Annotated in this window: 17 protein-coding genes and 1 pseudogene; 11 read left to right on the top strand and 7 right to left on the bottom strand. The window is 37.1% G+C overall.

What is annotated here, in order from left to right:
• Window positions 1–204 precede the first annotated feature (204 nt).
• Both LG329_RS09700 and yhbH read left to right on the top strand, forming a co-directional pair.
• Entirely contained in the window at window positions 205–2,100 is a 1,896-nt protein-coding gene (locus tag LG329_RS09700; RefSeq protein ID WP_404450617.1) for a PrkA family serine protein kinase, read from the top strand.
• Window positions 2,101–2,283: 183 nt separating this feature from the next.
• On the top strand, window positions 2,284–3,453 hold the full coding sequence (gene yhbH, locus LG329_RS09695; protein ID WP_404450616.1) for a sporulation protein YhbH: 1,170 nt from the start codon (window positions 2,284–2,286) through the stop codon (window positions 3,451–3,453).
• A 194-nt stretch (window positions 3,454–3,647) separates the two neighbouring features.
• Here the strand turns inward: yhbH and LG329_RS09690 are convergent, their stop codons facing one another.
• A complete protein-coding gene (locus tag LG329_RS09690; protein WP_404450615.1) occupies window positions 3,648–3,998 on the bottom strand; it encodes a hypothetical protein in 351 nt (116 codons plus the stop codon).
• Between the two features lie 228 nt (window positions 3,999–4,226).
• Between LG329_RS09690 and LG329_RS09685 the strand changes: the two genes are divergently transcribed.
• Window positions 4,227–5,918, top strand: coding sequence for an IS1182 family transposase (locus LG329_RS09685; RefSeq protein WP_404450614.1), 1,692 nt, complete (start codon window positions 4,227–4,229; stop codon window positions 5,916–5,918).
• Here LG329_RS09685 and LG329_RS09680 read toward each other — a convergent pair.
• Window positions 5,915–6,940 carry a serine hydrolase domain-containing protein gene (locus tag LG329_RS09680; RefSeq protein WP_404450613.1) on the bottom strand — a complete coding sequence of 342 codons (1,026 nt, stop codon included), beginning with the start codon at window positions 6,938–6,940 and terminating at the stop codon, window positions 5,915–5,917. The two genes, LG329_RS09685 and LG329_RS09680, sit on opposite strands and share 4 nt — an antisense overlap.
• Window positions 6,941–7,162: 222 nt before the next feature.
• On the opposite strand from LG329_RS09680, the gene LG329_RS09675 reads away from it, so the two are divergent.
• The 4 genes and pseudogenes from LG329_RS09675 (at window position 7,163) to wrbA (ending at window position 11,555) form a co-directional block, all read left to right on the top strand.
• A complete protein-coding gene (locus LG329_RS09675) occupies window positions 7,163–8,572 on the top strand; it encodes a SpoVR family protein (protein WP_404450612.1) in 1,410 nt (469 codons plus the stop codon).
• Window positions 8,573–9,007: 435 nt separating this feature from the next.
• Window positions 9,008–9,953, top strand: a pseudogene (locus LG329_RS09670) (ring-cleaving dioxygenase).
• Window positions 9,954–9,974: 21 nt separating this feature from the next.
• Window positions 9,975–10,583, top strand: a complete 609-nt coding sequence (locus tag LG329_RS09665; protein WP_404450611.1) for a flavin reductase family protein — start codon at window positions 9,975–9,977, stop codon at window positions 10,581–10,583.
• Between the two features lie 360 nt (window positions 10,584–10,943).
• On the top strand, window positions 10,944–11,555 hold the full coding sequence (gene wrbA, locus LG329_RS09660; RefSeq protein ID WP_404456527.1) for an NAD(P)H:quinone oxidoreductase: 612 nt from the start codon (window positions 10,944–10,946) through the stop codon (window positions 11,553–11,555).
• A gap of 107 nt (window positions 11,556–11,662) precedes the next feature.
• On the opposite strand, the gene LG329_RS09655 is transcribed toward wrbA, so the two are convergent.
• Window positions 11,663–12,004: a zinc ribbon domain-containing protein YjdM gene (locus LG329_RS09655; protein ID WP_404450610.1), complete on the bottom strand. Its 342-nt coding sequence runs from the start codon at window positions 12,002–12,004 to the stop codon at window positions 11,663–11,665.
• 194 nt (window positions 12,005–12,198) lie between these two features.
• Here LG329_RS09655 and LG329_RS09650 point away from each other — a divergent pair, with 194 nt between their 5' ends.
• The gene (locus LG329_RS09650; protein WP_404450609.1) at window positions 12,199–13,203 is read left to right on the top strand and encodes a DUF3231 family protein; all 1,005 of its coding nucleotides are present in this window, start codon (window positions 12,199–12,201) and stop codon (window positions 13,201–13,203) included.
• A gap of 70 nt (window positions 13,204–13,273) precedes the next feature.
• Here the strand turns inward: LG329_RS09650 and LG329_RS09645 are convergent, their stop codons facing one another.
• Both LG329_RS09645 and LG329_RS09640 read right to left on the bottom strand, forming a co-directional pair.
• Window positions 13,274–14,299 carry a sensor histidine kinase gene (locus LG329_RS09645; RefSeq protein WP_404450608.1) on the bottom strand — a complete coding sequence of 342 codons (1,026 nt, stop codon included), beginning with the start codon at window positions 14,297–14,299 and terminating at the stop codon, window positions 13,274–13,276.
• Entirely contained in the window at window positions 14,296–14,967 is a 672-nt protein-coding gene (locus tag LG329_RS09640; protein ID WP_404450607.1) for a response regulator transcription factor, read from the bottom strand. The genes LG329_RS09645 and LG329_RS09640 overlap by 4 nt, the downstream gene beginning before the upstream one ends.
• 196 nt (window positions 14,968–15,163) lie before the next feature.
• Between LG329_RS09640 and LG329_RS09635 the strand changes: the two genes are divergently transcribed.
• Both LG329_RS09635 and LG329_RS09630 read left to right on the top strand, forming a co-directional pair.
• On the top strand, window positions 15,164–15,931 hold the full coding sequence (locus tag LG329_RS09635; RefSeq protein ID WP_404450606.1) for an ABC transporter ATP-binding protein: 768 nt from the start codon (window positions 15,164–15,166) through the stop codon (window positions 15,929–15,931).
• Complete coding sequence (locus LG329_RS09630) at window positions 15,918–17,843, top strand: ABC transporter permease (protein WP_404450605.1); 1,926 nt, start codon at window positions 15,918–15,920, stop codon at window positions 17,841–17,843. Before LG329_RS09635 ends, LG329_RS09630 begins: the two co-directional genes overlap by 14 nt.
• Window positions 17,844–18,032: 189 nt before the next feature.
• On the opposite strand, the gene LG329_RS09625 is transcribed toward LG329_RS09630, so the two are convergent.
• Window positions 18,033–18,689, bottom strand: a complete 657-nt coding sequence (locus tag LG329_RS09625) for a CAP domain-containing protein (RefSeq protein ID WP_404450604.1) — start codon at window positions 18,687–18,689, stop codon at window positions 18,033–18,035.
• A 135-nt stretch (window positions 18,690–18,824) separates the two neighbouring features.
• Window positions 18,825–19,574 carry a GDSL-type esterase/lipase family protein gene (locus LG329_RS09620; protein WP_404450603.1) on the bottom strand — a complete coding sequence of 250 codons (750 nt, stop codon included), beginning with the start codon at window positions 19,572–19,574 and terminating at the stop codon, window positions 18,825–18,827.
• A 417-nt stretch (window positions 19,575–19,991) separates the two neighbouring features.
• Between LG329_RS09620 and LG329_RS09615 the strand changes: the two genes are divergently transcribed.
• Entirely contained in the window at window positions 19,992–20,591 is a 600-nt protein-coding gene (locus LG329_RS09615) for a YpjP family protein (RefSeq protein WP_404450602.1), read from the top strand.
• The last annotated feature ends 15 nt before the right edge of the window (window positions 20,592–20,606 follow it).

Raw genomic sequence — 20,606 nt, 5'->3', positions numbered from 1 at the left:
ATTGGAGGTCATAAGAAGATCAATTAATTAATAATAAAATTTAATAGATTGAAATGGAGATCCCATTGGACAATTCGTACTTTATTTAATTTAAACACATTGTTTCCTTAGAAAAAATCTATTCATTATAAAACTAGTGGGTATCATGACGTGTACCCATGCATACGATATATAAACCCTGACATAGATGGAGGGAACCTAAAAATGGATATTTTAAATAAAGTGAGAGGCTATCGGGAAGAAGAAAGACGGCTCATGTGGGAAGGAACACTAGAAGAGTATTTGGAAATTGTGAAGCAAAGGCCTGAAGTTGCCCAGACAGCACATTCACGCGTTTATAATATGGTTAAAAGTTCTGGCTTGGCTGAGAGAAATGGTCGTAAAATGTACCAGTTTTTCGGGGAGGAAATTTTTGGACTAGAAGATGCGATAGAACGATTGGTCGAGGAATATTTTCATCCGGCTGCAAAGAGACTCGATGTACGAAAAAGAATTTTATTATTAATGGGTCCGGTTAGTGGTGGGAAATCGACAATTGTGACGATGCTAAAACGTGGTCTTGAACAATACTCCAGAACTGATGAAGGTGCGGTTTATGCGATTAAAGGGTGTCCGATGCATGAAGACCCACTTCATTTTATTCCAAACCATTTACGCGCGGACTTTTTCGAGGAATATGGGATTCGCATTGAGGGTAGCTTGTCGCCATTGAATACGATGAGGCTTGAACAGGAATATGATGGCCGTATGGAAGATGTAAAGGTTGAACGGATCTTTTTCTCTGAGGATAAACGTGTTGGAATTGGTACGTTTAGTCCTTCTGATCCGAAGTCACAGGACATTGCTGATTTAACAGGGAGCATTGATTTTTCAACGATTGCGGAATATGGTTCCGAATCAGATCCACGTGCCTATCGCTTTGATGGGGAATTAAATAAGGCAAATAGAGGAATGATGGAGTTTCAGGAAATATTGAAATGTGATGAAAAGTTCCTCTGGCATTTACTGTCGTTGACCCAAGAAGGCAACTTTAAGGCAGGAAGGTTTGCCTTGATTTCAGCCGATGAGCTGATAATAGCTCATACAAACGAAGCGGAGTATCGTTCCTTTATCTCGAATAAAAAGAATGAAGCACTCCATTCTAGAATTATTGTTATGCCAATTCCTTATAACTTACGAGTGAGTCAAGAAGAGCTTATTTATGAAAAGATGATTAACGAAAGTGATATGTCACATGTTCATATTGCTCCGCATGCACTGAGGGTTGCTGCTATTTTTTCTATCCTAACAAGGTTGAAAGGTTCCAAAAAACAAGGCGTTGATCTAGTTAAAAAAATGCGTCTATATGACGGGGAAAGTGTGGAAGGATTTAATCAAGTTGATGTAGATGAATTACGAAATGAGTACGCTGATGAAGGGATGGATGGGATCGATCCACGTTATGTAATCAATCGGATTTCCTCTACCATCATTCGGAAAGAAGTACCTGCGATTAATGCCTTGGATGTGTTGCGTTCATTGAAAGATGGACTTGACCAGCATGCATCGATTTCAGATGAAGATCGAGAAGATTATATGAACTATATTGCTGTCGCGAGACGAGAGTTTGATGAAATCGCGAAGAAAGAAGTGCAAAAGGCATTCGTGTACTCGTATGAAGAATCTGCTATAACGTTAATGAACAACTATCTGGATAATGTGGAAGCATATTGCAATAAAAATAGATTGCGAGATCCGCTAACAGGAGAAGAAATGAATCCAGATGAAAAGCTTATGCGTTCTATAGAAGAACAAATTGGTATTTCGGAAAATGCTAAAAAAGCCTTTCGTGAAGAAATTCTTATTCGGATTTCCGCTTATGCAAGAAAAGGCAAACGTTTTGACTATACTTCACATGAGCGTTTGCGAGAAGCGATTCAAAAGAAACTGTTTGCTGATTTAAAGGATATTGTTAAAATTACTACCTCGTCTAAAACGCCAGATGAATCACAGCTTAAGAAGGTTAACGAAGTAATTGCTAGGTTGATTGATGAATATGGTTATAACTCTATTTCTGCCAATGAATTATTGCGTTATGTCGGAAGCTTGCTTAACAGGTAACTAGTTTATCGTGTAAAAATAACAAGACTGATTTTAACAAAGTCTTGTTATTTTTATACCCAAAAAATTATAGGAAATTAGAATCAGAATAGATATGCTGAGTTTTTCTATTACACCAAAAATTTGACAACAACTTGTTTCCGTCTGCATACGATAAAAAAAGCATAGATAGGAGAGGAAACGATGCAAGAAGAAAAGAGTAGTTTTGCCGTCTCCAAGGAAAATTGGTCCCTCCATCGAAAAGGCTTTCAAGATCAACAACGCCATATGGATAAAGTAAAAGACGCCATTAAAAATAATTTGCCAGATCTCGTTAGTGAAGAAAGAATTATTATGTCAAATGGCCGAGATGTTATCAAAATTCCAATTCGTTCTTTAGATGAATACAAGATTCGATACAATTACGATAAATCGAAGCATGTTGGTCAAGGAGATGGAGATAGTCAGGTCGGTGATGTCATCGCTCGTGAACCGAGTGACAAGGGTCAAGGAAAGAGTGGGCCTGGAAAAGGGCAACAAGCCGGCGACAAACCTGGTGAAGATTACTATGAAGCAGAGGTGTCCCTATCTGAATTAGAGGAAGCCTTGTTCAAAGAGCTTGAACTCCCCAATTTACAACAAAAGGAACAAGCGGAGATAAAGAACGAGAAAGTAGAGTTCAATGATGTACGCAAAAAAGGTCTAATGGGTAATGTAGATAAAAAACGGACCATCCTTACGGCGTTAAAAAGGAATGCAACAGAAGGAAACGCTGGTATTACCCCGATTCATAATGATGACCTCCGTTTTAAGACATGGAATGACGTGACAAAGCCCGAGTCAAAAGCAGTTGTGCTAGCGATGATGGATACAAGTGGATCCATGGGTACATTTGAAAAATATATGTCACGAAGCTTCTTTTTCTGGATGACAAAGTTTTTGCGCACCAAATATGAAACCGTTGAAATTGAATTTATTGCCCATCATACAGAGGCAAAAGTTGTGACAGAAGAAGCGTTCTTTTCAAAAGGTGAAAGTGGTGGAACAATTTGTTCATCCGCTTATTTAAAAGCGCTGGAGCTTATTGAAGAAAAATACAATCCGGTGCGATTTAATATTTACCCGTTTCACATATCAGACGGTGACAATATCGCATCCGATAATGTAAGGTGCAGGAAACTGGTTCAGGAAATTATGGAAGTTTCCAACATGTTTGGATATGGAGAAGTGAATGAACGTAGCCGCCACACTACTTTAATGAATGCATTCAACAGTCTCGACAATCCAAAGTTCCGTCATTATATTATGAAAGAAAAGCGCGATGTGTACCATGCCATGAAAAGCTTTTTTAGAAAAGAATCTGTGGAAGTATAAATAGAGCGGCACTCCCTTGGAAGGGTGCCGCTTTGTGCTGTGTTGAAGTTGAAATACCGGTAAAACACAAATGTTCGTCGGTGAGCGCTCGGAAATCGCCGGTGAAATTTCAATTTTCGCCGATGAAAACTGTAATTTCGCCGGTGAACGTAGCAAGAACGCCGATGCCAACCGCAATACTACAGCTCCACCAATTAATCTTCTAGTTCAATCGTATACGCACCCCGGTCGGTGTTTAACGCAAAACGTGATCCGTCATACTGATATTGCGTTGTGTCCTCAAGCGGTATTTCATACGTTGATGACGGCAGGGGCTTAAAATTATGATCTTCGTTTTCTATTTTTCCTGAACCGTTAAATTGAATAGCATGCATGGCCTCATAACCATCAATCCTTCTCGTATCTTTTGAATAGGATATGTCCTCCAGCTTCATTAGCGTTTCATCATTATCTCTTATTTCCTGTTTTGAAATCTTAATATTTTTCCCTGTCCATTGTTTTATTAACTCGTTAAATTCTTCAACAGATAGAAATTGCTGTTCCATAATAATCACCTCTACTGTTTATACTTTCCTTGTTTGACAAAGTAATACAGAAAAAAGAGCAAGATAAATGAGGCTGGGACAAAACTCAGTAAATAAATAAAAGCGTGGTACTCACCGTGTAGGTGAAATACCGCGCTTTTATTATATAATCGTATATTTTCACTAAACAAAAAGAACCCCTTTTGATAGAATTAAAGTAACTACACAATAACTATCGGAGGGATTCTTATGTTTAAAAATTATAACATAAATCAAGTTGTTTTGCCGCTAGATTTAGAAATAAAGTTGGACAAAAATGATATTGCCTATGCGGTAAATGATGTTGTAACACAGATTCCGGATGAAGCATTCGCTACCTTTTCTCGTGAAACTGGATGTCCAGCCTATCACCCGCAAATGATGATGAAAGTTATCTTGTGTGCCTACACGCAGTCGGTTTTTTCTGGAAGAAAAATCGAAGGGTTACTCAAAGACAGTGTGCGTATGATGTGGTTAGCGCAAGGATATGAACCAAGTTATCGTACCATCAATCGTTTTCGTGTGCATCCAGAGGTTAAAGAAATACTCCGTCAGTGTTTCGTGCAATTCCGTTGTCAGTTGGTGAAAGAAAAACAGATTGATGAAGAAGCGATTTTTATTGATGGAACCAAGGTTGAGGCGAATGCTAATAAATTTACGTTTGTATGGCGTAAATCGATTGAAAGGTACAGTGTTAATTTGGTGGAAAAGTCCAACCAAATGTATGATGAATTATTGGAAAAAGAAATTATTCCAGGCATTGAACGCGAAAGTTCGGACGAACTTTCCACTGACGAACTCACAAAAGTCGTGAAACAGCTTGATGACGAGGTAATGACCTACGACAAAAAAATAGAAGCGAGCGAGGTCGGTAGCGAACGAAAACAAGTTCGATCGGAGCGCAAAGCACCCAAACAATACCGCAAACAATTTAAAGATTTTGTGGCGCGTAAACAAAAATACCAAAACGACATGGAAGTCTTTGGAGAACGCAACAGTTACTCGAAGACGGATCATGATGCCACTTTTATGCGAATGAAAGATGATTATATGAAGAACGGTCAACTAAAAGCAGGTTACAATGTGCAGGCTGCGACGGAAGGACAATATGTGCTCGCTTATGATGTATTCCCAAACCCGACAGATACACGCACCTTCATTCCATTTCTGGATAACATAGAGAACAATTTCTTTAAGTTGCCGAAGCATATTGTCGCTGACGCAGGGTACGGAAGTGAACAAAACTACGAAGATGTCATGGAGAATCGAAAACGCACCCCGCTGATTACCTATAACCAGTATCGAAAAGAGAAGAAAAAGAAACATAAAAATAACGTTTTCCATACAGCCAATTGGGAATATAACAAGGAAGACGATACGTTTACCTGTCCAAATGGAAAACAATTGATGTTCCGGCACGTGTCCAATCGAACAGACAAATACGGACTGACACGAACGTTTAAAGTCTATGAGTGTGAGGACTGTTCAGATTGTCCATTGCGTTCCCAATGCACCAAAGCGAAGGAAGGAAATAATCGAAAAATTTATTACAATGAAAAATGGGAACGCCAAAAAGCATATATTAGGCAGCTGCTTTCGGAAGAGGAAACTGGTGAAATCTACGGCAATCGTAAAATCGATGTGGAGCCAGTCTTCGGATTCCTGAAGGCTAATTTGTGCTTCACTCGTATGTCTGTGAGGGGTGAAGAGAAGGTAGAAAATGAATTAGGATTTGCATTCATGGCGGTAAACTTGAGGAAGTACACCGCCATGAAGATAAATCAACGAAAAGATAATGAAAATAATCCAACGAAAAATGGTTCCGATCATCAAAAACCGATGATCGGAACCATTTTTAAGTTAATTTTGGCTAGTTATGTCCCAGCCTCTTATCTGTACTAAAGCCAATCTTCAATCGCTTTTGTCACTTCAAATGGCCCTTTTTCTTTATTTGAAGGCACAACCAATTTAATTCCGAGATCAGGATACACGGATGAATGGAAACTCACACCAGGGTCATAGCCCATAACATGGTATTTGAAAATGGTATCGTTTCTTTTGTTGATCCAAATGCCATATCCGTAGTATGCATCACCTTTTACAGCTATAAGTGGCTGCAATAATTCATTCGTACATTTTTCACTTAACAGTTCATGGTTAAATAAACCTTCCCACAATTTCATCATATCAGGTGCTGTAATAAATGCTCCGCCATCTGCCCCGCCTTTAATAGGAATCGAAAATGCATTGGTTCTCCATGTCCCATCTTCATCATTATCTATATACCCATAGGCTGTGTTTTTCGGAAGGTTATCTAATGAAAAATAACCGGAATCTTTCATCCCGCATCGATTAAATATTTCCGACTCAATATAATCTGTAAATCGTAGCCCTGTTCGTTTTTCGATAATTAATCCCAATACAATAAATCCAGCATTATTATAATGAAATTTTTCACCTGGTTGGAATTTCATGTGATGATTTTGAAACATCGGCAAAAAATCTTTTAAATTGCGAAATAGATACGTAGGTTGTTCCTTCCAAAGCTCCTCAAAATCATCCATCTCATCCTCGTCAAAATAATCCGGTATGCCGGAACTGTGCGTTAAAAGATGATGAATCGTTATGCTTTCATCGAAGTTTGGAAACGAGATATCCAGACAGTCTTTCAGGCGTGTATGAAAAGAAAGTGTCCCTTTATCAACCAGCTGACAAATGCCTATAGCTGTAAACAATTTACAACCTGATGCGATGCCGAATCGCGTATTCATGTTGTTAGGCAGTTCTTCAGCCCTATTTGCATAACCATATGCTGATTGAAAGAGCTCATCATCCCCGTCTTTCATGTAAACAACCCCGGATAGTCCTGTATTGTCATGGATATTTGTTACGACCTTATCAAGCTCTCTCTTATCTTTTAGCATGATGCCACCTCATTTTATTGAATTTAATAACAAGTACACATTTCTGTTTTCATGATCATCAAGAGCACCTCCCTTGGATTATAGTGGAAAAATTACGAACAATAATCTACCTGCATTATATGATATTCCGAATTATTTTTACAGAACAAAATATACTTAAACACGAATTTTGTTCAAGATTTCTATATAGCTTCATAGACTATAGAAAGGAAACTTGGAGGGATGATAGTGACGGAAATGAAGGCGCTCAATCAAGCAATTGATGAAATCACGGAAATAGCGTCCGGATTTGGACTTGATTTTTATCCGATGCGTTATGAAATTTGTCCTGCTGATATTATTTATACATTCGGTGCGTATGGTATGCCAACGCGGTTTACCCATTGGAGTTTTGGAAAACAGTTTCATAAAATGAAGCTGCAGTATGACCTTGGATTAAGTCAGATTTACGAGCTTGTGATTAATTCAAATCCTTGTTATGCGTTTTTGCTGGATACAAACAGCCTTATTCAAAATAAGTTAATCATTGCACACGTACTCGCACACTGCGATTTTTTCAAAAATAACGTTCGTTTTTCCAATACAAGACGGGATATGGTAGAAAGTATGACGGCTACGGCAGAACGAATTGCCGAATATGAGATGATTCATGGCAAGGACGAGGTCGAACGCTTTTTGGATGCAATTTTATCAATTCAAGAACATATTGACCCATCGATTGTTAGACCGAAACTGGTAGAAACGGACGAAGAAGAGGAGAAAAACCCTGGACCTAAGTCGCCTTATGATGATTTATGGAGTTTGGATCGTGCGGGAGAAGACAAGAAAGTAAATACAGGTAAACAACGAAAAAAGTTTCCACCAAAACCTGAAAAAGACCTTTTACTATTTATTGAAGAGAATAGTCGGGAACTGGAAGAGTGGCAACGGGATATTTTAACGATGATGCGCGAGGAAATGCTTTATTTCTGGCCACAGCTTGAAACGAAAATCATGAACGAAGGCTGGGCTTCGTACTGGCACCAACGAATTTTAAGGGAAATGGACATCACTTCCGATGAAGCAGTTGAATTTGCGTCATTGAATGCGAATGTTGTGCAGCCTTCCAGACAGCAAATCAATCCTTATTATCTTGGCGTGAAGATATTTGAAGATATTGAAGAGCGCTATAATAACCCGACAGAAGAAATGATGCGCTTAGGAGTTGAACCGAATTCAGGAAGAGAAAAAATGTTTGAGGTACGCGAGATTGAATCTGACATTTCATTTATCCGAAACTATTTAACAAAAGAACTTGTCTCAAGAGAGGATATGTATTTGTTCGAAAAACAAGGTCGTGATTATCGAATTACCGAAAAGGATTATGAACAAGTACGAGATCAGCTAATCCACATGCGAGTGAATGGTGGCTTTCCATATATTTGTGTGGATGACGGTGATTACATGCGGAACGGAGAGCTTTATTTAACACACTACTATGAAGGAACGGAGCTTAACCTGGGGTATTTGGAAAACGTGCTCCCATATATTTATCAACTATGGGGTCGAATCGTACACATGGAAACTTATGTGGAGGAAAAGAAGGTTCTTTATTCGTATGATGGGAAGCGGGTACATCGGAAGCATTTGTAAAGAAATAATTACAAACAAAATATTACAGCAGCCCTATCTGAAATTTAATTGGATGGGGCTTTATTAACTTTATTATAATACCATCCTCGCCTATTGAATAAGTTGGAGAGAGATTAGGGAATCGCGATAATAAGTTTATAAGTAGTTGACAAAAGGAAGGTATTAATTATATAATTATCTCGAATTCGAGATATATATAAAGGTAGCCTTGTTAAAAGGATTGGCGTCACACATAAGGTGTATAAATTTTTTGGGTATTTATCTCGATTTCATAATATATTAATTAAAAATAAATTCAGCCGCGGAAATTTACAGGTAAATATCAACTTTTATACAATTAGTAAAAGAAAGACGGTCAGCAAGCAAATTTCTACCTGATTATAGTATTACTAATATCAAAGGGTAAGCTTAATTTATAAATAGGAGTGGAATTAGATGAATAAAAAAACAATGGGTATTCACCATATAACGGCAATAGTAGGTCATCCACAAGAGAATGTAGATTTCTATGCTGGAGTTTTAGGCTTACGTTTAGTAAAACAAACAGTAAATTTTGATGACCCAGGTACTTACTACTTACCACCTATATTTTGGTGACCAAGGCGGTAAACCAGGAACAATTATTACATTTTTTCCATGGGCTGATGCTTATCAAGGAAAGATTGGTGACGGTCAGGTAGGTGTTACTTCTTATGTGGTTCCAAAAGGGGCTATGGAATTTTGGGAACATAGATTAGAAAAGTACACTGTTCCCTTTATTAAAACAGAGCGCTTTGGTGAACAGTCTTTAAAATTTGAAGATCCTCACGGGCTTCAATTGGAAATTATTGAACGAGAAGAAGGGGAGGTCAATGATTGGACTTCTGGAGGGATAACTTCGGAAGTAGCGATCAAAGGTTTCGGGGGTGCAACTCTATTATCCGCTCAACCGAACAAAACAGCAGAACTGTTAGAAAAGGTAATGGGATTTGAACTTATTGGTAATGAGGGAGACTTTATCCGTTTCCGTTCTTCAGCTGACATTGGGAATATAATCGACCTAAAAGCAATTCCGACTGGAAGAGGTCAAATGGGTGTTGGAACAGTTCATCACATCGCATTTAGAGCCATCGATGATAATGATCAATTAGAATGGCAGAAATATGTTGCGGCAAATGGCTATGGTGTAACTCCTGTTCAGGATAGAAATTATTTTAATGCCATTTACTTTAAGGAACATGGAGAAATTCTATTTGAAATTGCAACAGATCCTCCTGGATTCGCTAATGATGAATCACAAGATACAATGGGCGAGCAATTAAAGTTGCCTGTACAGTATGAAAAATATAGGGAGCAACTTGAGCGTCAATTGATACCGATTAAGGTGAGAGAATTAGAATAATATCTGGAAGGAATGATTTCTATGCTTTCAATTGATCCCTACACAAATACCGAAAGAGAGAATTATAAATTTCTAATCGGAAGCATTATACCAAGGCCAATTGCTTTTGTTACAACTTTGTCTGAAGACGGCGTTTTAAATGGTGCTCCCTTTAGTTATTTTAATATTGTATCTGCTAATCCCCCAATGATCTCTTTATCGATACAACGTGGTGGAGGGAGACAGAAAGATACTGCTAAAAATATTTTGAAGAAAAAAGAATTTGTCGTCCATATTGTTGATGAACAAAATGTTGAAAAGGTAAATAAAACTGCTGCCAGTTTACCTCCTGATGAGAGTGAAATTGAGTTAGCGGAATTTACCCGAACGGAAAGTATGAAAATTTCAGTTCCAGGTGTTGAACAAGCAAAAATTCGAATGGAGTGCATATTAGAACATTCCCTGGAATTTGGGGATAAAGATTTACCTGGTTGTGATTTGATCATCGGAAAAGTTATTCAGTTTCATATAGAAAATGATATCTATGACAATGGAAGAATCGATCCAAAAGGATTAGCTGCTGTAAGCCGGTTGGCAGGTGCTAATTATGCAAAAGTCGGTCAGACCTTTGAGATAGAACGACCTAAATAGAACTGGTATTCATCATATAATTGAGCTGCCAGTAAATGGTATCCAGCATTATAATTTCAACTAAAGTTGAGGAAAATAATTCACTTTAGATAATTCGGTAAAGCTATAGCATAAATACAAGTTAATATATTTAAATCGAGATATAAAATTAAATTGATTCAATACCTAAATCACCTCAAACAAAAACTTTATAAATTTCCTACAAACAGGGAATAAAAAGGACAGTAAAGCATTGAAAGAATTATTAATTTTCAATGGAGGTGGTTCTTATAAAGGGAATTAATAACTAAATAAAAAGAAGGTGTAAAATATATGGGATTTTTAGATAAATTATTTGGAAAATCAGAGGAGATGGAAAATATGTCAAACGTTAAGTTAGCGGTAGTTTTTTACAGCATGGGTGGAACAAACTATCAATTAGCAAAATGGGCTGAAGAAGGAGCAAAAGAAGCAGGGGCTGAGGTTAAAGTTTTAAAAGTAGAAGAATTAGCTCCTAAATCAGTAATTGAGGGAAATGAAGCATGGAAATCAACTGTAGAAGCAACAAAAGACGTTCCAGTGGCAACATCGGATGATATTGAGTGGGCAGATGCTATTATATTTAGTGCCCCAACGCGTTTTGGTAACATGCCTTCACAAATGAAACAATTTCTTGATACGCAAGGTGGACTATGGGCAAATGGTAAGACAGTGAATAAAGTAGTAAGTGCTATGACTTCTGCACAAAACCCACATGGTGGTCAGGAAGCTACATTGTTATCTTTATATACTTCTATGATGCACTGGGGTGCTATTATTGCCTCCCCTGGTTATAGTGATCCCGTGTTGTTTGGGGCTGGTGGAAATCCATATGGAACAAGTGTAACAGTTGGTCAAGATGGTAACATGGTCGAGGACGTTGAAGGTGCTGTGAAACATCAAGCTAAACGTACCGTTACAGTTGCGGAATGGGTTAAAAAAGGAAATCAATAAGACAATAAGAATAATCTATATATAGGAAGAGAGCCAATCTGATTTTGATTGGCTCTCTTTGTTTGTACGTAAGGAAAGTCCATATGCCTGTTGCTTTTAAATCGCATCTATACCTTCTTAACAAATTTAGATTTTAATTGCATCGCTCCGAATCCATCAATTTTGCAATCAATATCATGGTCTCCATCAATCAATCGGATATTCTTGACTTTTGTACCTCTTTTTACTACTGATGAACTTCCTTTTACCTTGAGGTCTTTGATGACTGTTACAGCATCGCCATCGTTTAGGACGTTTCCATTTGAATCTTTGATAATATTTTCTTCTTCACCATTTTCATTTTCTGATTCTAAAGTCCACTCATGACCACATTCTGGGCAAACCAGAAGACTTCCATCCTCGTAAGTGTATTCTGAATTACATTTTGGACAATTTGGTAAATCAAGCATTATTCTAGTTCCTCCATTTATTATTAAGTGTACGTTTCAATTTATTATAACAGAGTTGATTTTTAATTATAAAAGGGTTTTCCAAATATTCGGCAGTCCTTACTTTGGATTGAATATTGAATTAAATCACCTATATCAATAAAAAAATTAATATCTATTGATAAATTGGTAAATCATAATCAAGAGGTGATAAGGTGACTAAGGATAAATTAAAACTCACATCTTCCGAAATTGGCTCACTGTGGGGAGAGTATATAAACGGAACAATGTCTGATGTAATAATTAGATATATGGTCTCTATTATTGAGGACGATTCTATAAAAGCCATTTTTGAGGATGCTTTAAAGACATTTGGAAAGCAAAAGAAACAAATAGTACATTTTATAGAGGAGGCGGGGTTTCCAGTTCCAATTGGATTTTCTGAATCTGATCTAAATAAAGGTACACCAAGATTGTTCACGGACGTATTTTGCTTAAATTATTTATATATAATGACGTTACATGGTTTGATTGGACACACAACTTCATTAGGTATATCTGTCAGAGAGGACTTACGACATTTTTATGATTCGTGTCAAAATGATGGAAAAAACATGTATCATCAAACCGTTCAGTTATTGCTTGAGAAAGGGGAATTTCAGAGAGACCCTTATCTTTATCCTAAGGAGAGCCCTGAGTTTATAACTACGAAAGATTTTACCGATGGATTTTTTGGAAAAGGGAGACATTTAGCTGCAACAGAAATCATCAGTATTTCTTTAAGCATTAAAAAAAGCATTATGGCTAAAACGCTCTGTATCGCATTCAGTCAAGTTGCTCAATCAAAAGAAGTAAGAAAGTTTTTCAGTTATTCCGTGGATATTGCTAATGGACACATAAAAGGCTTTTCAAAAATTTTGCAAACAGATAATTTGCCATCCCCGGGGTCATGGGAATCAGAAGTGACAACTTCTACTGAATCTCCATTTTCCGATAAGTTAATGATGTATCATATTGGGTTTTTATCTCAAGTTGCACAAGCATATTATGGAACCGGTTTAGCATCAGCTATGCGAACAGACCTTGTAGCTACTTACGAAACCACCATTTTAAGAAATCTTAAGGTTACAAAGAAGTGGTTTAATATAATGGTACAAAATAAATGGTTAGAACAACCGCCACTTGCTCCTAATAGAAAAGAAATTGCAAAGGAAAAATAATAACAGTGGCATTGTTTCATATATAATTAGTGCACAATCCAACCGACACAATAGCGCTAGTGTCGGTTTTTCAAAGTTGGTAGTAATTTCGGATTTTAGGGAAATGGATCGTAACCTTTGTATATTCGTTCACTTCCGATTCAATCGTAATTTTGTGTCCTAATTTATTCGCCAATTGTTTAGCGAGATATAGCCCCATCCCAGTCGATTTAGCGTGGTTTCTTCCGGTAGCGCCGGTAAAGCCCTTTTCAAACACGCGATTTATATCCTCAGGCGCGATGCCAATTCCATTATCTTGAATTAGAAGGCGCTTTTCCGCGCGATCTTCTTCAAATAAAACAGCGACTGTGCCACCCTCATCTGTGTACTTTAAGGCATTTGCAAACAGTTGATCAATAACGAATCCAAACCACTTTTTATCACTTTGGACAAGCTGTTCCGTGTCATCCATTTCAAAATGAATCCCTTTATTAATAAATAGTTTGGCGTATTTTTTTACACTGTTTTTGATAAGTTGGTTAGTGTTAATCTCTGAAATGAAATAGTCTTTCGAGAATGAATCAATACGAGAGTAGTAAAGTGCCTGTTCGACGTAATCATCAATTTTATGGAGCTCATCCTCAAATTTATCAATTAGAAAATCTGTTGATTTATCTTCGCTGTTTTCCATTAGTAGACGGCATGCCGCTATTGGAATTTTTACTTCATGGATCCATGACATAATAAACTCCTGTTGATCGCGTTTTTGATCGTATAAAGTCTCTAACTGTTTCGCGTGCTCCTTATGTGTTTTTTTCAAAAGGTTAAAGATTAGCTTCTGCTCGTTATTCTGGGCATCAGGCATCATAGCCATCGTTTCTTCCTGACTACTTTCAATCAGGTCCTTCATTTCTTGGTAAAACTTCCTTCGATAGAAATAGCCAATGGTAATGTACATGCTTGCAATGACAAAGCAGATAATATTGGTGTACACGATTTTGTTAAACGGATTTCCCTGATTAAAACCGACGAACATAATCAGTGATATGAATGATATGATAATTAGGTAAAATAGGATGAAATAACGTTTATCTTTTACGTATTCTAAAAAACTCATTGAATGACATACCCTTCGCCTTTTTTAGTGGTAATGAAGTTTTCTTTGCCAAGTAAGGTTAGTTTCTTACGTAATCGATTTACGTTTACTGTTAATGTATTATCATCTACAAAGTTTTCATCTTTCCAAAGCGTTCGCATGATCTTATTTCGACTGACGATGTTACCTTTATTTTGGATAAGGAGTTTTAAAATAATGAATTCCGTTTTTGTTAGTTCTGCTTTTTTATCCGCGCAACGTACATCCCAGTCCTTTAAATCCAAGACAATTCCATCATGCTCGAGCACATTTGACTGTGTATCCGTATACGAGTAGGACCTGCGTAGGAGAGCGTTGACTTTGGCCATTAATACATCCGTATCAAACGGCTTTTGAATAAAATCATCTCCGCCCATATTCATTGCCATAATCATATCCATTGGTGTATTACGAGATGAAATAAATATAATAGGTGCTTTTGAGACCTCTCTAATTTTGTTGCACCAGTAAAATCCGTCAAATGAAGGAAGGTTAATATCTAATAATAGAAGTTCGGGCTTTTCATTTAAAAATTCCTGCAGAACCATATCAAATGCTTCTAATTTAACTACTTCCAATCCCCATTTTTCAATTGTTTCTCCAAGCATATCTCTAATCGTTGGTTCATCTTCTACGATCATAATTTTCATTTGTTTCACTCCCGATCGTTCATTTCATTAGCATGTGAATCATCCTTTATCTAATACTAATCGAAATAAACAAATTTTGCATCGTGGTGACAAAAATGTAAGTTTAGAACTAGTAACCGTAAGATTAGATAATGATTACTTATTGTAGAATGAAATTAAGAAAGAAATTAAGCTCTTAAATGGAGGAATAAAATAAATGAAAACGATAGTAGATGCAAAACGAGTTAAGAAAGTATATGGAGCAAAAGGAAATGTGTTTGCCGCACTGGATGAGATCGACTTAACCGTAAAACAAGGTGAATTTGTTGGGATTATGGGTCCTTCAGGTGCTGGAAAATCCACACTTTTAAATATATTGGCAACGATAGATGAAGCAACATCTGGTGATATTTCGATTGATGGTACAAGTATCATCAACATGAATGAGGAACAGTTGTCAGCATTCAGGAGAGATAAACTGGGGTTCATTTTTCAGGATTATAACCTACTAGATACCCTAACGGTAAAAGAAAATATAATCCTGCCACTCGCATTAGCAAAAATGAATGCCAAAGAATTGGAAAGCAGAGTAAACGCGGTGGCTAATAAATTTGGGATTGATTCCATTTTAAAAAAAAATCCTTACCAGATATCTGGTGGACAAAAACAACGAACAGCGGCTGCTCGTGCAATCGTTTCAAAACCTAGTCTTATACTAGCGGATGAGCCTACAGGAGCATTAGATTCCAAGTCAGCAACAGACTTGTTGGAAAGCCTGAAGGGGCTAAGCGAAGAAGATCAGGCGACCATTTTATTGGTAACACATGATGCATATGCAGCGAGCTATTGCCAGCGTATCTTATTTATAAAAGACGGCAAACTTTTCACCGAACTTGTAAAAGGCAAGGAATCCCGCAAAGAATATTTCAACAAAGTGTTAGATGTTTTGTCTGCGCTCGGGGGTGGGGCAAATGACATTATTTAGTTTAGCGAGTAAAAACATTAAAGGGAATTTCAGTAACTATCTGGTTTATTTTGTTTCACTGGTTTTCAGCATCGTTATTTATTATACGTTCGTTTCGTTGCAGTATAGTGAAAAAATTCAAGAAAGCATGGAACTGTCTGATACGATGAGCTTCATGTTTATGGTGTCAGCTGTGATATTAATTCTATTTGTAGCTGTCTTTATACTATATTCAAATTCATTCTTTACAAGACAACGGAAGAAAGAAGTCGGATTGTATTCCATGCTTGGTTTACCTAAGAAGACAATTGGAAAAATGCTGTTCTATGAAAATTTAATTATGGGATTGATTGCATTAGTAATCGGGGTCCTGCTTGGAACATTACTATCCAAACTGTTTTCTATGATATTGGTCAATCTAATGGGTTCCACTGCTGAAATAGATTTCGGCATATCCATCCAAGCAATTATCCAAACGGTCATTGTATTTATGGTAATCATTTTATTTACATCCATTCAAGGCTATCGATTGATTTACCGTTTTAAATTAATTGAACTATTTCATGCGGCGAAACAAGGAGAACAAGAACCAAAGGCCTCACTTGTTTCAACTGTACTGGCGGTTATTCTGCTTGCAGGTAGTTACTGGCTCATATTAAGGCCGTTTCCTGCTGAATTTAACTTTGATTATTTAATAAAAAATTACGGAGTTGCCTTAATTGGTCTAATAATTGGAACGCATTTATTTTTCCGTTCTGTAACGGTTTATTTATTAAAGCTATCTAAACGGAATAAGTCACGTTACTACAAAGGAACCCGGTTAATTGAGACATCCCAGTTGCTGCATCGGATCAAAGGAAATGCGCGTACATTCACCGTGATCGCATTATTGAGTGCCGCAACAATCAGCTTCTTCGGTGCAACATATAGCGGATATTATGGCAATGAAAAGAATGCTAAAGAAGTTGTTCCATTTAGCTATGCTCATTTGTCAAAAGGGGAAGAGTTTGATACAAAAGTAAAAAGTATTATAGAAGATGATAAAAATCATCCGATAAAAGCACAGCTTGAAATTTCTGTAATTAAAGTGAAGGGAGAGCTTTTGTTTCAATTAGATTATGAATTGAATCCAATTAAAGTCATCTCTGCAACTACATTTAATCAGGTGTCAAAGGCTCTAGATAGAGAACAAACGGTAACACTATCTGAAAATCAAGCTGTAGTGATCCAACCAAGGTTTACGGAGTATACGGAGTCAAAATTTAAAGGGAAAGAAATGACGTTGAATTTGCCTCAGGGCAACCGAAACTTAACGTTTGTCAATATGGTTGAAGGTAATGTTTTACCTTTCGATTTTCCGGATTTCTATGTCGTGGTTAGCGATGACACGTTTGTCGAACTTGACAAGCAAAAGGAAGCCATAACCTATAAGGCTTATGAAGTGGAAGGCGAGAAAACGACAGAAGCGACATCTAAAAAATTAGCAAAATTTATAGGGGGAGATTTTCAAACATCATCATCGTTCTATATCGAATACAAGGAAGGAAAAGAAGGGAACGCATTGATGCTGTTCATCCTTGGATTCTTGGGGCTTGTTTTCTTAGCGGCAACTGGAAGTATCATTTATTTTAAACAACTAACAGAAGCTAATGAAGCCAAGGGTAATTATAAGATTTTGCGTAAGATTGGTGTAAGTAAAAAGGATATTCGTAAATCAATCAATAAACAAACATTTTTTGTGTTCGGATTGCCTTTAACAGTAGGTATCTTACACGGTAGTATTATCTTAAACTTTACGACGAATTTTATATCTGATCTAATAGGTGCCAATATTATTGTTCCAATCGTAACGGCTATGGCTGCCTTTGTTATTATCTATTTAGGCTATTATGTGTTGACAGTAAATACGTACAATAAAATCGTGAATAAGTAAGAAAAGCGCAAGCGCCTTGGTCAGCCCCGACAAGTTTAAGACGAATCTCTTAGTGATGATTTTTATCACAAAGAGATTTGACTTAAAACCTCGTGGAGCTAGACAGATAAACGCCAAAGTTTTATATTTTCTTTCTTTTAAAAAAGAAACGTCTCCCGTAAGTTCGGGGGACGTTTTCTAGAATCTTCCTTACTTTTCAATAAACATCTGAGTCCAGTAATATCCGTCTTTCACAAATCCAACACCAATATGTGTAAAATCATTATTTAATATGTTTTTTCGATGGCCCGCACTGTCCATCCACTGATTTACAACCTGTTCCGGTGTTTTTTGGCCATAAGCGATATTTTCACCATCCGTTTGATAGGATACACCAAATTCATTCATCATTTCGGAAGGAGAACCGTATGAAGGACTTTCGTGTGAAAAGTAATCCTTAACCACCATTTCCTTTGATTTTAGATTGGCTACACGGCTTAAACGTGTATCTGGCTGTAGCTCGGATAATCCAGCCTTTTTTCTCTCGGCATTTGTTAGTTCAATTACGGCTGCCTCAAAATCACTAATTCCTTCCGGAGATAGAGGTTGGCTATCATTATCATCATTGGTTTGTTTTTGTAATGGCTCATCGTTGTCTTCTTGAGATAAGTTGTAGTCATAGTTTTCCTGGGTATCCGTGTATTCACCATCACTCGGTGCACCTATATATATGCTTGATGAAGTGTCATCTGTGTTTATGTTTTCTTGATTTGAAGGATCTAGTGCGTTTTCATTATTATTATTACACGCAACAAGTAGCAACAAAAGTAAGCTAATAATACTGATGAATAGCCATTTTAGTCTCATTGAAAAGTCTCCCTTGTATTTTTTCTATTATCTTTGCTTACTTTTGAAAAAATATTCGCTTGTTGATACGAATGCAACTAGAAAACAATATAAACAAGCAGCCCAGTATCACACTGAACTGCTTGTTTTATATAGTTAATTTAGGTTTAATGCATCCAAGCCGACTTCAGCAAGTTTTATTTGACCTTGAATGGTAGGATGAACGTCATTTGGTAGCACATAGGCTGCTTGATCCCTACCAAATGCTGCATACGCATCAGCTAGAAGCACATTGCCATATAAAGCATTATAATAAGTTGTTAAATCCATGAAGTTTTTATTTATAGCAGGTAGGATCTTTGCCCCGACAACATGCAAAGGATCGTCTGGTTGGAACGGATTGTAGACATTGTATATGACAATTGGAGCATCAGTAAGTGAGCGAGTTTCCTTGATTATTCCACCAATGTTTCCAAACAAATTGCTGTCTTTAATCTGTTGTTGTAGGAATTGCATAAATAGAAGCGGGTTTCCATTGCTCTCCACTTGTGCAACTTTTAATGCCTGCAGCAGGTCATTATTTCCGATGGTTAAGACAATGTAATCAGCATGCCTAACTGCTTGGCGATACTTTTGATCTGATTTCAATGCAGTTAACATCTGATCTGTTTGCCAGCCCGGAACACCAAGGTTTCGTACCCGTAGATCACCATCATCTCCAATTAAATATGGATAGGCATACTTTGAAGGTGCATGGTTATTTTGACCTAAGTTGAACCCATACGGAATAGAGTCCCCTAAAGCTACAAGTGACTCCTTAGCATTATTACTTTTTGCAAAAGCAGTTGAAGAAAATAGCAAACTAACAAGTAGAACTAATGTTAACGATTTAAAGATTTTACTCAAAAAAACACTCCCTTTCTATTATCTTATCCATAGTATAGATGGCTTCAAGAGAATAGTCTGTCGAACCTTCGTGTGAGGAGAATATATTTTCCCGAGTCTATTTTATTGGTAAAGGAGTATAAAATGTTGACATTGAATATATTGGTCATCATGCAGGGCCACGTCCAGCTCCAGCGCCCAGCGACTAGTGGATTTCCTTTACCTCCTTACGATAAGTCAACATCGGTTCGCTTACGCTCACCGTGTTTCCTTTATCTCATACGGTTCAGTCCAATCCATACGTCGCTAAACGGGCGCTTGCGCTTTTGTTATTGCGAAGATTTTACAATTTGGTGAAAAGTTAAAAGTTTTATAGACAATTTACTTTAACGTGGTAAAATTAATTAGAGAAGGTACATAAAAAGAGGTGTTATACACATGAAGCTCTGGATTAGAAAAATATCAGTTATCCTGATTACATTTATGACTTTGGGGATGTATATCCCGCCAACCTATTTAGATGCCAATGCTGAGGAAAGTAATGAAGCCGTTTCAAGGGAAGATAGCAAAGAGGATGTATTTGTCCCTGTTTCCGAGGTTACTGAAGAAGATGAAATAGATCCCACGCTTGATGAAGCGGATTATATACATGTATTAACAGAACAAGCGAAAGAACAAACCATTACGAAATTAGGGCCTAAAATTGTAGGGCAAGTAGAAGATGACTTCACGACTACTATTTTACCAAATATGGAAGAAGTACTTAATAAGATTTTAGAAGAAGCGGGAGAAGAAAAATCACCATACTTAGCAATCACCGAAAGCCCATCAAAAGGATTCGGCGAAAAAATCTTTACCATTTATGATTACCGCACGAAAAAGGATATTGCTAGATTTGATGTAAGACGTGATAAACGTCCACAAGAGGGCTACTGGTTCAATTTCCACTATCATGTGAATGCGGATAATTTTGAAAATCACCATGAAATTGGTGAGATTTATTGGGATAAAAACAATCCGCCGAAGTGGATGTCTTAGTTAATAAAACCTACC

Origin of the sequence: Virgibacillus necropolis (assembly GCF_044793635.1) — a bacterium.
Taxonomy (GTDB): domain Bacteria; phylum Bacillota; class Bacilli; order Bacillales; family Amphibacillaceae; genus Virgibacillus_F; species Virgibacillus_F necropolis_A.
The sequence above is the reverse complement of the archived record's forward strand: the minus strand, read 5'-3'. Positions and strand labels throughout refer to the sequence as shown.

Bases quoted from the DNA above. Each gene is read 5' to 3' on its own strand.
- LG329_RS09700 (WP_404450617.1), top strand. From the start codon at position 205: ATGGATATTTTAAATAAAGTGAGAGGCTATCGGGAAGAAGAAAGACGG.
- yhbH (WP_404450616.1), top strand. From the start codon at position 2,284: ATGCAAGAAGAAAAGAGTAGTTTTGCCGTCTCCAAGGAAAATTGGTCC.
- LG329_RS09690 (WP_404450615.1), bottom strand. From the start codon at position 3,998: ATGGAACAGCAATTTCTATCTGTTGAAGAATTTAACGAGTTAATAAAA.
- LG329_RS09685 (WP_404450614.1), top strand. From the start codon at position 4,227: ATGTTTAAAAATTATAACATAAATCAAGTTGTTTTGCCGCTAGATTTA.
- LG329_RS09680 (WP_404450613.1), bottom strand. From the start codon at position 6,940: ATGCTAAAAGATAAGAGAGAGCTTGATAAGGTCGTAACAAATATCCAT.
- LG329_RS09675 (WP_404450612.1), top strand. From the start codon at position 7,163: ATGATAGTGACGGAAATGAAGGCGCTCAATCAAGCAATTGATGAAATC.
- LG329_RS09665 (WP_404450611.1), top strand. From the start codon at position 9,975: ATGCTTTCAATTGATCCCTACACAAATACCGAAAGAGAGAATTATAAA.
- wrbA (WP_404456527.1), top strand. From the start codon at position 10,944: ATGTCAAACGTTAAGTTAGCGGTAGTTTTTTACAGCATGGGTGGAACA.
- LG329_RS09655 (WP_404450610.1), bottom strand. From the start codon at position 12,004: ATGCTTGATTTACCAAATTGTCCAAAATGTAATTCAGAATACACTTAC.
- LG329_RS09645 (WP_404450608.1), bottom strand. From the start codon at position 14,299: ATGAGTTTTTTAGAATACGTAAAAGATAAACGTTATTTCATCCTATTT.
- LG329_RS09640 (WP_404450607.1), bottom strand. From the start codon at position 14,967: ATGAAAATTATGATCGTAGAAGATGAACCAACGATTAGAGATATGCTT.
- LG329_RS09635 (WP_404450606.1), top strand. From the start codon at position 15,164: ATGAAAACGATAGTAGATGCAAAACGAGTTAAGAAAGTATATGGAGCA.
- LG329_RS09630 (WP_404450605.1), top strand. From the start codon at position 15,918: ATGACATTATTTAGTTTAGCGAGTAAAAACATTAAAGGGAATTTCAGT.
- LG329_RS09625 (WP_404450604.1), bottom strand. From the start codon at position 18,689: ATGAGACTAAAATGGCTATTCATCAGTATTATTAGCTTACTTTTGTTG.
- LG329_RS09615 (WP_404450602.1), top strand. From the start codon at position 19,992: ATGAAGCTCTGGATTAGAAAAATATCAGTTATCCTGATTACATTTATG.